General features: G+C 71.7%; 11 protein-coding genes. 7 read left to right on the forward strand and 4 right to left on the reverse strand.

From position 1 onward, the window contains the following. Nucleotides 1-2 precede the first annotated feature (2 nt). The gene (locus tag ACFQ7Q_RS08855) at nucleotides 3-668 is read right to left on the reverse strand and encodes a TetR/AcrR family transcriptional regulator (protein WP_383551488.1); all 666 of its coding nucleotides are present in this window, start codon (nucleotides 666-668) and stop codon (nucleotides 3-5) included. 135 nt (nucleotides 669-803) lie between these two features. Between ACFQ7Q_RS08855 and abc-f the strand changes: the two genes are divergently transcribed. The 4 genes from abc-f to ACFQ7Q_RS08875 all read left to right on the forward strand — a co-directional run bounded on the left by abc-f (nucleotide 804) and on the right by ACFQ7Q_RS08875 (nucleotide 6,017). After that, a complete protein-coding gene (gene abc-f, locus ACFQ7Q_RS08860; protein ID WP_383551490.1) occupies nucleotides 804-2,414 on the forward strand; it encodes a ribosomal protection-like ABC-F family protein in 1,611 nt (536 codons plus the stop codon). 33 nt (nucleotides 2,415-2,447) lie between these two features. Continuing rightward, nucleotides 2,448-3,107, forward strand: coding sequence for a histidine phosphatase family protein (locus ACFQ7Q_RS08865; RefSeq protein ID WP_383551492.1), 660 nt, complete (start codon nucleotides 2,448-2,450; stop codon nucleotides 3,105-3,107). A gap of 12 nt (nucleotides 3,108-3,119) precedes the next feature. Next, nucleotides 3,120-4,031, forward strand: a complete 912-nt coding sequence (locus ACFQ7Q_RS08870; RefSeq protein ID WP_383551494.1) for an ADP-ribosylglycohydrolase family protein — start codon at nucleotides 3,120-3,122, stop codon at nucleotides 4,029-4,031. Nucleotides 4,032-4,517: 486 nt separating this feature from the next. Continuing rightward, complete coding sequence (locus tag ACFQ7Q_RS08875; protein WP_383551496.1) at nucleotides 4,518-6,017, forward strand: DUF4153 domain-containing protein; 1,500 nt, start codon at nucleotides 4,518-4,520, stop codon at nucleotides 6,015-6,017. A 96-nt stretch (nucleotides 6,018-6,113) separates the two neighbouring features. Here the strand turns inward: ACFQ7Q_RS08875 and ACFQ7Q_RS08880 are convergent, their stop codons facing one another. Next, on the reverse strand, nucleotides 6,114-7,664 hold the full coding sequence (locus ACFQ7Q_RS08880; protein ID WP_383551499.1) for an MFS transporter: 1,551 nt from the start codon (nucleotides 7,662-7,664) through the stop codon (nucleotides 6,114-6,116). Nucleotides 7,665-7,797: 133 nt separating this feature from the next. Here ACFQ7Q_RS08880 and ACFQ7Q_RS08885 point away from each other — a divergent pair, with 133 nt between their 5' ends. From ACFQ7Q_RS08885 to ACFQ7Q_RS08895, 3 genes are all read left to right on the forward strand, one after another. Then, nucleotides 7,798-8,424: a TetR/AcrR family transcriptional regulator gene (locus ACFQ7Q_RS08885; protein WP_383551500.1), complete on the forward strand. Its 627-nt coding sequence runs from the start codon at nucleotides 7,798-7,800 to the stop codon at nucleotides 8,422-8,424. A gap of 84 nt (nucleotides 8,425-8,508) precedes the next feature. Then, nucleotides 8,509-9,219 carry a ribonuclease HII gene (locus ACFQ7Q_RS08890; RefSeq protein WP_383551502.1) on the forward strand — a complete coding sequence of 237 codons (711 nt, stop codon included), beginning with the start codon at nucleotides 8,509-8,511 and terminating at the stop codon, nucleotides 9,217-9,219. A gap of 91 nt (nucleotides 9,220-9,310) precedes the next feature. Further along, nucleotides 9,311-9,940, forward strand: a complete 630-nt coding sequence (locus ACFQ7Q_RS08895; RefSeq protein WP_383551504.1) for a hypothetical protein — start codon at nucleotides 9,311-9,313, stop codon at nucleotides 9,938-9,940. Nucleotides 9,941-10,036: 96 nt separating this feature from the next. On the opposite strand, the gene ACFQ7Q_RS08900 is transcribed toward ACFQ7Q_RS08895, so the two are convergent. Together ACFQ7Q_RS08900 and ACFQ7Q_RS08905 are read right to left on the reverse strand one after the other, a co-directional pair. Beyond that, nucleotides 10,037-10,663 (reverse strand): hypothetical protein, encoded by a 627-nt coding sequence (locus tag ACFQ7Q_RS08900; protein ID WP_383551506.1) that lies wholly within the window; start codon nucleotides 10,661-10,663, stop codon nucleotides 10,037-10,039. Between the two features lie 217 nt (nucleotides 10,664-10,880). Continuing rightward, the gene (locus tag ACFQ7Q_RS08905; protein ID WP_383551508.1) at nucleotides 10,881-13,064 is read right to left on the reverse strand and encodes a RecQ family ATP-dependent DNA helicase; all 2,184 of its coding nucleotides are present in this window, start codon (nucleotides 13,062-13,064) and stop codon (nucleotides 10,881-10,883) included. Nucleotides 13,065-13,098: the final 34 nt, after the last annotated feature.

The raw sequence follows: 13,098 nt of genomic DNA on the forward strand, positions 1-13,098 counted from the left end.
AATCACTCCCCGGCGGCCTGCTCCCGGCCGTCGGCTTCCGATCGTCGTACGAACGCGCCCGCGGTGACCGCCGCGAGCGTCGCCCGGGCCGCCTGGTCCGCCGTGGCGGTGTCGACCGGCTCGCGGGTGACGAACAGACGCAGGAACAGGGGCGCTGAGACGGCGCGGACGACCGCGCCGGCGTCCGTGCCCACGGGCGCCTCGCCTCGGGCCGATGCCCGCTCCACGACCACCTCGCAGCGGGCGAACCGCTCGCTGTAGAAGGTCCGCAGCGCTTCGGCGGCCCGCTCGGACTGGAAGGCGGCGCCGACGAACGCGGTGGGGGCCGCCGCGGCGCCTTGGTCGGCGAAGGATTCGACCACCTCGCGGGCGAGTGCCCGCAGATCGCCGTCGAGGCTTCCGGTGTCGGGCGGCGTCCAGCTGTCCTCGCCCGCGAGGTCGAGGGCGTCCGCGAGCAGCCCCTCCATGCTGCCCCAGCGGCGGTAGAGCGTCGTCTTGTGCACTCCGGAGTGCTCCGCCACGTACTCGACGGTGAGGGCCGGATAGCCGTGCTCGGCCAGGCCCGTGAGGACCGCGTCGCGCACGGCGGCCCGGGTGCGTGCCGTGCGGCCGCCGGGGCGCCTGCTGCCCGGGGCGGGCGCCTGCTCCCCTTCGATCGGTGCATTCAATTGCTACTCCTGTTGCGTTAGTGGATCGAGTGTGCCACACTCTCCGTAATGCAACTCGGGTTGTGTTTGCCGGTCGGGGGTGTGCCCTCTGTTCCGGCCTGTTCGGTTCGTTCCACCTCATCACCGGAGGCGCCCTTGCCTACACAGATCTCTCTGCATGACGTGACCGTGTCCCGCGGCGAACGGCTGCTGCTCGACCGGATCTCGCTCACCGTGCGCCCTGGTGACCGGATCGGGATCGTGGGGGAGAACGGGGCGGGCAAGACCACCCTGCTCCGCCTGCTCGCCGGACTCGAAACGCCCGACGACGGCGAGGTCGTCACCGTGGCCGACGGCGGCACGGGACTGCTGGCACAGACACCGCGGCTCTCCGGCGATCACACCGTCGCCGATGCGATCGACGACTCCCTGGCGGAGCTCCGCACCATGGAGCGGCGGCTCAGGGAGTTCGAGGCGGAGCTGGGCACCGCCGACGGAACCGTGCTCGACGCGTACGGGGAACTGCTGACCACCTTCGAACTGCGCGGCGGGTACGAAGCGGACGCACGGGTCGACAAGGCCATGCACGGCCTCGGGCTCGCCTCCATAGGCAGGGAACGCCGGCTCGGCAGCCTGTCGGGCGGTGAGCAGGCCCGGCTGGGCATCGCCTGCGCGGTCGCCGCCGCACCCGAGGTGCTGCTTCTCGACGAGCCGACCAATCACCTCGACGAACAGGCCCTCGGCTGGCTGGAGGAGGCGTTGTCGGCCCACCGGGGCACCGTCGTGGCCGTCTCCCATGACCGGGTCTTCCTGGAGCGGGTGGCCACCGCCGTCCTCGAGGTGGACGCCGAGCGCCGCACGGTCGTCCGGTACGGCGACGGCTACGCCGGATTCCGGTCCGGGCGGGCGGCCGCGCGACAGCGCTGGGAGCAGGCGTACGAGGAGTGGCGTGAGGAGACGGCGCGGCTCGAGGCGTACGCCACGACCACCGCACACGGCGTCGCCGCCGGACGCTCCATCAAGGACAACAACAAGATGGCCTACGACCGGGCGGGCGGCCGGGTCCAGGCGTCCGTCTCCGGGCGGGTGCGCAACGCCCAGGAACGCCTGCGCCGCCTCCGGGCCGAACCGGTGGCCAAGCCCCCGCGCCCGCTCACGTTCACCGCGCGGCCGGTCGCCGGGGGCGCCCAGGGAGACCTGGTCACCCTGACCGATGTGCGCGTCGCCGACCGGCTTGCCGTCGACCGGCTGACCATACGGGCGGGGGAGAAGCTCCTGATCCACGGCGGCAACGGCGCGGGCAAGTCCACTCTGCTCCGTGTCATGGCGGGACTGGCGGAACCGGAGGCGGGAGAAGTGCGCCGAAGCGGGCGCATCGGGTTCCTCGCCCAGGAGATACCGGCCCACCGGCCGGCGGAGCGGGTCCTCGCCACCTTCGGGCGAGGGCTGGCGCTCACCGAGGACGAGCAGGCCGAACTGCTGCTGTCATACGGCCTGTTCCGTTCGGCGGACCTCCTGGTGCCCGTCGGCAGCCTCTCCGCGGGGCAGCGCCGCAGACTCGCCCTCGCACGCCTGCTGGCCCGCCCGGCCGACCTGCTGCTCCTCGACGAGCCGGCCAACCATCTCGCCCTCGGGCTCGTCGAAGAGCTGGAGGAGGCGCTGGAGCAGTGGACCGGGGCTCTGGTCGTGGTCTCCCACGACCGGCAGTCGCGCCGTCGCTTCACCGGGCGGATACGCCGGATGGACTCCGGGCGCCTCCTCGGCTGAGCCCGTCCGAAGCGGGCGATCTAGGGTCATGGCATGGCACGACCGCGGCGCATCGTTCTCGTACGGCACGGAGAGTCCGAGGGCAATGCCGACGACACGGTGTACGAACGGGAGCCGGACCATGCGCTCAGGCTCACCGAGACCGGCCTGCGGCAGGCGGAGGAGACGGGGGTACGGCTGAGGGAACTGTTCGGGAAGGAACAGGTCAGCGTCTATGTGTCGCCGTACCGCCGCACCCACGAGACGTTCGGGGCCTTCCATCTCGATCCCGGGCAGGTGCGCGTACGCGAGGAGCCGCGGCTGCGGGAACAGGACTGGGGAAACTGGCAGGACAGGGACGACGTACGGCTGCAGAAGGCGTACCGCGACGCGTACGGCCACTTCTTCTACCGCTTCGCCCAGGGCGAGTCGGGGGCGGATGTGTACGACCGGGTCGGAGCGTTCCTGGAGAGTCTGTACCGCAGCTTCGAGGCGCCCGACCATCCGCCCAACGTGCTGCTGGTGACCCACGGCCTGACCATGCGCCTGTTCTGTATGCGCTGGTTCCACTGGACGGTCGCCGATTTCGAGTCGTTGTCCAACCCGGGCAACGCCGAGACGCGGACCCTGCTGCTCGGCGAGGACGGCCGATACCGCCTGGACCGGCCGTTCGAACGCTGGCGTACCCCGGAACCGTACGGCCACACCGGATAGAGTGGCATTGCGATGACCGCTGACTCCTCTTTCGACCGGCGCTTCGACCGCGCCCTGGCCAGCCTTCGAGGACTGGCCGTGGGAGACGCCCTGGGCTCCCAGTACTTCGTCCCCGCCAACTATCCGCTGCTCAAACGACGTGAAGTGCCGTCGGGACCGTGGCAGTGGACCGACGACACCGAGATGGCCTGCTCCGTTCTGGCCGTGCTCGCGCAGCACAACCGGATCGACCAGGACGCGCTCGCGCAGGCGTTCGCCGAGCACCACGACTTCGACCGGGGCTACGGGCCCGCGGTCAACCGGATGCTCCGGCTGATCAGGGAGGGCGGCGACTGGCGTGAGCTGGCCGCGGCGCTCTTCAACGGTCAGGGGTCCTGGGGGAACGGAGCCGCGATGAGGATCGCCCCGCTCGGCGCCTGGTACGCCGACGACCCCGAGCAGGCGACCCATCAGGCCGAGATCTCCGCGTACACCACGCACCAGCACCGCGAGGCCGTGGTGGGCGCGATGGCCGTGGCCGCCGCTGCCGCGCTCGCCGCGGACCCGGCCGGGCCGCCCACCCCCGCCGCCCTCTTGGACGGCGTGATCGCGCTCGTCCCGCGCAGCGCCGTCGGCGCGGGGCTGCGACGGGCCCGCGACATGCTCGACTACGGCGACGCGGCGACGGTGGCCGCGGTCCTGGGCAGCGGTCGCCGTACCAGCGCGCACGACACCGTGCCGTACGCGCTCTGGTCGGCGGCCCGTGGCCTCGACGACTTCGAGCGGGTCTTCTGGACGACCGCGCAGGTGGGCGGCGACGTCGACACCACCTGTGCGATCGCCGGGGGCGTCGTGGCCTCCGCCACGACCGGCGCGCCTCCCGCCGCCTGGCTGGACCAGACCGAGGAACTGCCCGGCTGGCTTCCGGCCTCCGTCCGACCCTGACGACGGTCCGCACTGCCCGGCGAGGAGCATCCGCCGAGTCGCCGGGCAGGCGGATCCGCGCAGCCCCCGCCGGGACGAGTGTCACGGTCCTGCCACAGCGCCGACCCGCCGGGGCCGAATCCCCGAGGGCACGGTTAGAGTCGGCCACTCCCAAGCGCTGATCATGAAGAGAGAGCGCCGACGAGACACCCGGACGCAGGCCCTCCGCCCCCATGGCCCCGTTTGCGGACCGGGTCGGGAGGGGGTCCCGTGTCCGACACATCGTCCGCACCACCACCGAAGGACAGCACTCCTTCACCAGAGGGCAGCGCTCCTCCGCCGAAAAGCGGTGCCGCGTCCGTGCCTGCGGCCGCCGCGCCTGCGGCCTCGGCCGGCGCCGTATATCCCGTGCCACCTCAGCCCCGCGCCCAGGCGTCCGCTGGGTGGCAGGGAGGCCAGAGACCCCAGCAGCCCTGGGCGCCACCGACACCGCCGGGCGACAGCTGGTTGACCAGGCTGCGTCCCGCCGCGCCAGCCCGGGCCGGCACCGCGACCGTGGCGGCCATCGCGGCCACCGCGCTTCTCAGCGCGCTGCTGCTCGGCGACGGCCTGGGCCTGAATCTGGTGCTCGTGGCCGTTCCGGCCGTGGTCGCCGCGTCCTTCGCCGCGCGGGCGGCGGGCCGCCGTCTTCGCCCCTGGACGCTGATCTGGGCGATCGGGGGACTCGCCCTCCTCGGCATCCCCGCGCTGCGGGACGCCGGCTGGCCGACGTTTCTCGCGATCGTCACCGCGCTGGTGGTGACCTCTTTCGCCCTGCACGGCGGCCGCGGCTGGCCGAGTATGTTGTTCGGCCCCATCGGTCTGATCGACTCGCTGGGCTCCGGCACCACCTGGGCCTGGCGAGGGCTGCGTGACCGGGCCGACGGTTCCCGCGGCCGATGGGGGCCGGTCGTGCGTACGGTCGGCGTGGCCGTCGCCCTCCTCGTCGTCTTCGGCGCGCTGTTCGCGGGCGCCGACGCGGCCTTCGCCGATCTGCTCGGCTCGCTCATCCCCGACTTCTCGCCGGCCCAGGTGCCGTGGCGGCTCTCGTTCTTCCTGCTCGGTCTCTTCGGGGCGATCTCGCTCGCCCGTACCGCCGCCGCTCCGCTGCGCTGGGACCGCATGGTCATCCGTCCCGGCCGTGCGCGGGCGCGCATGGAGTGGGCCGCTCCGCTCATCGTCCTGAACCTTCTCTTCGCGGCCTTCAACGCGGTGCAGCTCACGGTTCTCTTCGGCGGCTACGACAAGGTGCTGGAAGAGACCGACCTGACCTACTCCGAGTACGCGCGGGAGGGGTTCTGGCAGCTCCTGACGGCCACTCTGCTCACCCTCGTGGTCATCGGGCTCGCCTTGCGGTGGGCACCGCGCGAGGGGGCCCGCGACCGCACCCTCGTGCGCGCCGTGCTCGGCACCCTCTGCGTCCTCACGCTGGTCGTGGTCGCCTCCGCACTGCGCAGGATGGACCTGTACGTGGACGCGTACGGGCTCACCCGGCTGCGCATCTCGGTGGCCGCGATGGAGATCTGGCTGGGTCTGGCCATCGTGTTGATCATGGCCGCGGGGATCTTCGGCGCGCGCCTGCTGCCGCGGGCGCTGGCGGCGAGTGCCGCCGCGGCCGTGCTGACCTTCGGCCTGGCCTCGCCCGACGCGATCGTCGCCGAGAACAACGTCGAACGGTACGACCGCCTCGACAAGATCGATGTCCCCTACCTCGCGGGGCTCTCGGCCGACGCAGTGCCCGCGCTCGATCGGCTGCCCGAGCCGCAACGTTCCTGCGCCCTGATGCACATCGAGAAGCGACTGCGCGCCGACGACGGAGGGTGGTTCGCCACCAGCTGGTCGGAGGCGACGGCCCGTTCGATCCTCGCCGAACGAGGGGTCGAGTCGTCCTCGGCGGAGTGTGGCTGGCCGAGCAGGGAAGAGGACCACGACCCGTACACCGACGGCGACCCGTACAGCATCCCCTGAGTCCACTCGCCCTCCGCCGGACCGGAACCACTGGCTCTGCCCCCTCCCACCGCACGCCGCGGGGGAGGGGGCAGAGCGCGAAGGTCCCGAGGCGCGCTAGGCGACCGGGCCCGCGGCCTCGGCCTTGCCGCTGAGCGCCTCCAGATCGCTCTTGCGCACCCTGATCACCGCCACCGCCGTGATCAGGGCGAGCGCCACCATGCCGACGGCTGCCGTGAAGGCGGTCGAGATTCCTGAGGTCAGCACTTCGTGACCCCAGGGAGCCGGCAGCTCCTTCGTCGCCGCGAACTCCGCCTGCTGCTCCGGAGTCGCGCCGGCGAGGAAGGCCGGTACCTGCTTCTCGGCCTCGTTCCGGCTGGCGGTGCCGAACACCGTGACAAGGATGGAGAGACCCAGCGAACCGCCCACCTGCTGCGTCGCGTTGAGCAGCCCGGAAGCCGCGCCGGCCTCGTGCTGCGCCACGCCGGAGACGGCGGTGAGCGTGAGGGTCACGAAGTTCAGGCCCATGCCGAAGCCGAACAGCACCATCGGGCCGAGGACACCGCTGACGTACGAACTGTCCGGAGTGATGAACGTCTGCCAGAACAGCCCGAGACCGGTGATCGCGGAGCCCGCCACCATGAAGGGCTTCGGGCCGAGGACCGGCAGCAGCCGCTGGGAGAGTCCCGCGCCCGTCACGATCGCGACCGTCACCGGGAGGAAGGCGAGTCCGGACCGGATCGGGCTGTAGCCCAGGACGTTCTGCACGAAGAGAACGATGAAGAAGAACATCCCGAACATGGCCGCGGCCAGGCTGAGCATGATGACGTACGTGCCCGAACGGTTGCGGTCGGCGAACATCCGCAGCGGAGTGATGGGCTCACGCGCCCTCGACTCGACGATCGCGAAGGCCGCGAGCAGGATCACCGCCGCGACGAAGGAGCCGATCGTGAGCGGATCGCGCCAGCCCTCCTCGGATGCCCGGATGAAGCCGTATACCAGCGAGGCCATACCGAGGGTCGAGGTCAGGGCGCCCGCGATGTCGAACCGGCCGGGGTGTCGCTCGGACTCGTTGATGTACCGCGGTGTCAGGAAGGCGATCAGCAGGCCGATCGGCACGTTCACGAACAGCACCCAGCGCCAGTCGAGCCACTCGGTGAGCATTCCGCCCGCCAGCAGGCCGATCGCGCCGCCACCGGCGGAGACGGCGGCGAAGACCCCGAGCGCCCGGTTCCGCTCCGGGCCTTCGGGGAAGGTCGTGGTGATCAGCGCGAGCGAGGTCGGCGAGGCGATCGCGCCGCCGACGCCCTGGAGCGCGCGAGCGGCGAGGAGATGCCAGGGTTCCTGGGCGAAGCCGCCGAGCAGCGAGGCGAAGGTGAAGAGCAGGATGCCGGCGAGAAAGACGCGGCGGCGGCCCAGGATGTCGCCGGCCCTGCCGCCGAGCAGGAGAAGGCCACCGAAGGTGAGCGTGTAGGCGCTGAGAACCCACGACAGATCGGTGGTGGAGAAGGAGAGCGCGTCCTGGATGTGCGGCAGTGCGATGTTCACGATCGTGGCGTCGAGCACGACCATCAGCTGGCAGGCGGCGATCACGGTGAGGGCGATTCCCGGTCGCCCCTGCCGGGCCGGGCCCGGCGTGTTCCGCGTGTCCACTGGAGATGTTGTCACTATGGATCCCCCCACGGAGAATTAGTGAACGCACCCGTTCACTGTCGTCAACGGTAGTGAGTCCCCCTCAGTGAACGCAACCGTTCACTGTGCGCTGCCGACTGCCTCGACCCGCCCCAAGGAAGAGTCCCCGATGGTTACTTCGCGCTCCGCGGCCACCGCTCGGTCGCAGGGGGCGTCGCCGCGACGCCGTGGTCCGGTACTGGAACGAGCCATTCTGGAGGCCGCGCTCGATCAGCTGAGCACGGTCGGCTGGAACGGCCTGACCATGGAGGGCGTCGCGGTCGGCGCCCAGACGGGCAAGGCCGCGGTGTACCGGCGCTGGCCTTCGAAGGAGGATCTGGTCGCCGACGCGCTCCAGGTCGGACTGCCGACGCTCGACGAGGCGCCCGACCACGGGAGCGTGCGTGAGGACCTCTACCAGTTGTGCCGGCGGATCCGGGCCGCGATGTACTCGAAGCCCGGCTTCGCTCTGCGATCGGTCATTCACGAATGCGACAGCGAGACCGCCGAACGTCTGCACGGGCTGATCGTGACCGGGGTGATCGAACCCTCCGCCCGTCTCCTCCGAGAGGTGGTGCGGAGGGGGATCCGGCGCGGTGACGTGCGCGCCGACGCCACTGGTGAGCTGCTCTTCGACGTCATCCCGGCGATGATGATGTACCGCTCGAAGATGTGCGCCAGCGAATGGACGGACGCCGAGATCGCCGCGATGATCGACCAGATCATGGTGCCGCTCCTCCGCTCGCCGAGCTCGTGAACCGCCTTTCCGCGATGGCTTCGGACATCGGAGGGGAATGCGGGTATCGCGGGCGGTCCCCATCGGCGTAATCTGTCTGGCGCCATGCCGTACGAACCGCCCACCCACAGCGTCGAGCGATCGCTCCGAGCCACCACCGGCGCCAAGATCGTTGCCGGGGTCGACGAGGTCGGACGCGGGGCATGGGCCGGCCCGGTCACGGTCTGCGCGGCCGTCACTGGTTTGCGCCGGCCCCCCGAGGGGCTCACCGACTCCAAGCTCATCACCCCCAAGCGCCGCACGGCCCTGGCCGCGGAGCTGGAGAAGTGGGTCACCGCCTACGCGCTCGGGCACGCCTCTCCCCAGGAGATCGACGAGCTCGGGATGACCGCGGCGCTCCGGCTGGCGGCCGTGCGCGCGCTGGACGCCCTGCCCGTACGGCCGGACGCGGTGATACTCGACGGCAAGCACGACTACCTCGGCAGCCCGTGGAAGGTGCGTACGGTGATCAAGGGCGACCAGTCCTGCATCGCCGTCGCGGCGGCCTCGGTCATCGCCAAGGTCCGGCGCGACGCGATGATGGCCGAGCTGGAGAGCGAGGCCCAGGAGTGCGCGGTCTTCGGCTTCGGCGCCAACGCGGGCTACCCTTCGCCGGTCCACAAGGCCGCCCTGGAGGAGCGGGGGCCCACCCCGTACCACCGGCTCTCCTGGTCGTATCTCGACGCGCTGCCTCAGTGGCGGCACCTCAAGAAGGTCCGCATCTCCGCCGAGGCGGTCGCACTGGAAAGCGGGGGCCAGCTCGGCTTCGACTTCTGAACTTCCCGGCAGCGCCGTCTCGCCGGCCGGGTCGCACGATTGTGCCCACCCGCCGGAGCCTCGCGCACCGGCATTTGATAGACATCCACCCATGCCTCTCATCCCCGAGGAGCCTCAGATTCACGAGAGTGCCCAGGGTCCCCGCGCCATGGCCGCCGGCCACCCCGCGCCGACCCCTCGTCCCGTACCCGGTCCGCGCTCGGCGGCCTCGCCGCGTCCAGGGCGCCCCGGCCCCGCACCGGCCAGGCCCGCGCCGCCGGCGCAGCGCCCGCACCCCGGTGCCGGGCAGTCCCCGTCGCCCCGTCCGGAGAATCGTTCCGAACAGCGGTCCGGCCCGCAGATCCAGCTGATCCCCGCCCCGGTCGACGGCGCGCTCGACGCCGCCGAAGAGGCCGTGGATCTGCTTCTGGAGACCGGCCGCCCGCCCGGCGACATCCTCGTCCTCACCACCGGTGAGCAGCACCCGTGGGCGGCGCACGAGCTGTCCTTCGGTGATGCCGCCTACTGGGCCCAGCAGGACGCCCGCGACGACGTGTTCTTCGCGGACGCCGCCGCTGTGGAGCGGGCCGCCACGCGACCCGTGGTCGTCGTGGCGGTCAACGGCGGAGCCGATGACGCCGCCGCACGCGCCCTGCCCCTGGCGATGGGACGCGCGACCGCGCTGCTCGTCGTCTGCGGTGACCCGCAGAGCGTCAACGCCGTGCTCGGCGCGGGTGTCTGAGGCGAAGCACCTCTCGCGGTCCTGACCCGGCTGCCCCGTGGGGGCGGCCGGGCCGTGGTCCCGCGGATCCCGTCCACCGGCGCGGGGGCCGTCGCGTCAGCGTGCCGCCGTCCTGCGCAGCAGCTCGGAGGCTCCGCCAGCGGTACGCGGAGTCATGATGCCCAGCTCCGAGACGTCCCCCAAGGCGGTCGGACGGGAGTCGGAGCCGGGGTGCCGTCCACCGCGGCCCTCGCCGAGCACCTGCCAACCGCCGCGGGTCAGCGTGATGTACGCACCGCAGCGCAGCCCGTGGAGCGTGCAGGCATCGCGCAGCCCCCACATCCAGGCGCCGTCCTCCTCGGTCCATCGCTCGTCGCCGTCACGGCAGTAGAGCAGTACGGCCGTCCGCACGGGGGTCCGGCGCCGCAGATCGTGCGGGATGACCCGGCGCAGATGCGCGAGGAGCGCGTTGCGGAACTCCCAGCCGTCCGCGGGGACGGCGCGACGCGTGAACGACGCGCTGGCGGCCAGCCGTTCCTCGTGGTCGAGGACGGCGACGACGGCGGTCGCGGGTGTCGGCCGATGGCGGGTGTGCAGACCGCTCACGACCTCGCGAGGATTGCGGAGCAGCGGTATCCCCGCCGCGGCCCACTCGGACGGTTCCAGTATCCGGGCGAGGCGGCTGGCGGACTCGGACGGCGAGTTGATCGAGGTGGCTGCGGACGGAGCGAATCCGAAGGTCACGGTCCTCCCTTCGGATACGCGCCCGCTGGCGGGCAGGGTCGAGTGAGGGCGCACCACAGCACAGTCCTTCCGGACCACGTACAAAGGCTGTGCGGGGCGGGGTCTCAATTCTTGCGGGCCTGTGCGCGGGCGGCAACGAGCAATTGAGGCAGCTGACTGGAATGCGCCGGTATGACACTCATATCCCTGCCCAGCCACCCAGTGTTCACTCCCCGTTTCACCCCTGGACGGCAAGCACCAGCGGAAACACGCCTTCCGCTCCCGCCCGGCGCAGCAGTCGGGCCGACACGGCGAGGGTCCAGCCGCTGTCCGACAGGTCGTCAACCAACAGCACCGGCCCGCCGGCCGAGGCCAACCGCTCCGCCAGCTCGGGGGGAACCGTCAGCGCCTGATGGAGCCCCACCACCCTCTGGGCGCTGTTCGTTCGGGAGATCCGCAGCTCCTCCGCCTCCGGCACGTACTCGACCGCTCCCAGCAGCGGCATCCTGCCGATCTCCGCGATCCGCCGACCCAGTGAGCCCACCAGGTCCGGCCTGTTGCGCGAGGCGATCGTGACCACGCCGGCGGGCCGGGAGGGAGCGTCCGGCGCGCCGGAGGCCCAACCACCCGGACCCTTGGCCCAGTCGGCAAGCACGCGGACCACCGCCTGCACCACATCGTCCGGAACCGGACCGTCGGGCGCGCGCTCCGCGAGCATCGGACGCAGCCGGTTTCCCCAGCCGATGTCCGACAGCCGTCCGAGAGCCCGCCCTGCGGACGACTGCTCGCCCGCCGGGATACGGCCCTTCAGATCGACACCGACCGCAGTGAGCCCGGTCGGCCACATCTTGCGCGGCTCCACGTCCACGCCCGGCCGACCCAGCTCACCCTTGGCGGCATCGAGCGCGGCATCGGTCACCTTCGGGTCGAACCGGGACCCCGAGCAGTTGTCGCAGCGGCCGCACGGGGCGGCCTCCTCGTCGTCCAACTGGCGTCGCAGGAACTCCATCCGACAGCCCGTCGCCGCCGCGTACTCACGCATCGCCTGCTGCTCCGCCGACCGCTGACGGGCCACCCAGGCATAGCGCTCGGAGTCGTACACCCACGGCTGTCCCGTGCTCGTCCAGCCGCCCTTCACCCGGTGCACGGCACCGTCCACGTCCAGGACCTTGAGCATCGTCTCCAGCCGGGTCCGCCGCAGTTCGACCAGAGGCTCCAGGGCCGGCAGGGAGAGCGGTCGGTCCGCATGCGCCAGGACGTCCAGAGTGCGACGCACCTGCTCCTCCGGCGGAAAGGCGACCGACGCGAAGTACTGCCAGATCGCCTCGTCCTCCTTGCCCGGCAGCAGCAGCACCTCCGCGTGCTCCACTCCTCGTCCGGCACGGCCCACCTGCTGGTAGTACGCGATCGGGGAGGAAGGCGAACCGAGGTGCACCACGAAGCCCAGGTCCGGCTTGTCGAACCCCATGCCCAGGGCCGACGTCGCCACCAGCGCCTTGACCCGGTTCGCCTGCAGGTCCTCCTCCGCCTGCTGCCGGTCCGCGTTCTCCGTCCGGCCCGTGTACGAGGCCACCGTGTGCCCGCACTGGCGGAGATAGGTGGTGACCTCCTCGGCGGCCGCGACCGTGAGCGTGTAGATGATCCCGGATCCGGGAAGATCGCCGAGGTGGTCGGCCAGCCAGGCCAGCCGGTGCGCGGCGTCGGGCAGTTGGACCACTCCGAGGCTCAGGCTCTCCCGGTCGAGCGGACCACGCAGCACCAGCGCGTCCGTACCCGCTCCCGTACCGAGCTGCTCGGCGACGTCCGCCGTCACACGGGCGTTGGCCGTCGCCGTCGTGGCGAGCACAGGGACGCCGGCCGGCAGATCCGCCAGCATCGTGCGCAGACGGCGGTAGTCGGGCCGGAAGTCGTGGCCCCAGTCGGAGATGCAGTGCGCCTCGTCGACGACGAGCAGACCCGTGGCGGCGGCGAGCCGGGGAAGGACCTCGTCGCGGAAGTCCGGGTTGTTGAGCCGCTCGGGACTGACCAGCAGCACGTCCACCTCGCCCGCGGCCACCTCCCGCTGGACGGTCTCCCACTCCTCCGTGTTCGACGAGTTGATCGTGCGGGCACGGATTCCGGCGCGGGCCGCGGCCTCCACCTGGTTGCGCATCAGCGCGAGAAGCGGGGAGACGATCACCGTGGGACCGCTGCCGGCCTCGCGCAGCAGGGATGTCGCCACGAAGTACACCGCGGACTTGCCCCACCCGGTCCGCTGCACCACCAGCGCCCGTCGCTTGTCCGCGACCAGCGCCTCGATGGCCCGCCACTGGTCCTCCCGCAGTCTCGCCTTGCCGGTGGGGTCCCCGACGAGACGGGCGAGTACGGCGTCGGCGGTGGCTCGGAGGCCCGTGCGGTCGGCGAGACGATCTGCGTTGGTCATGCCCCCATGCAACCCGATGGGTCGGACATCGCGC

The sequence above is a fragment of the Streptomyces sp. NPDC056527 genome (assembly GCF_042794475.1).
In the GTDB taxonomy this organism is placed as follows: Bacteria; Actinomycetota; Actinomycetes; order Streptomycetales; family Streptomycetaceae; genus Streptomyces.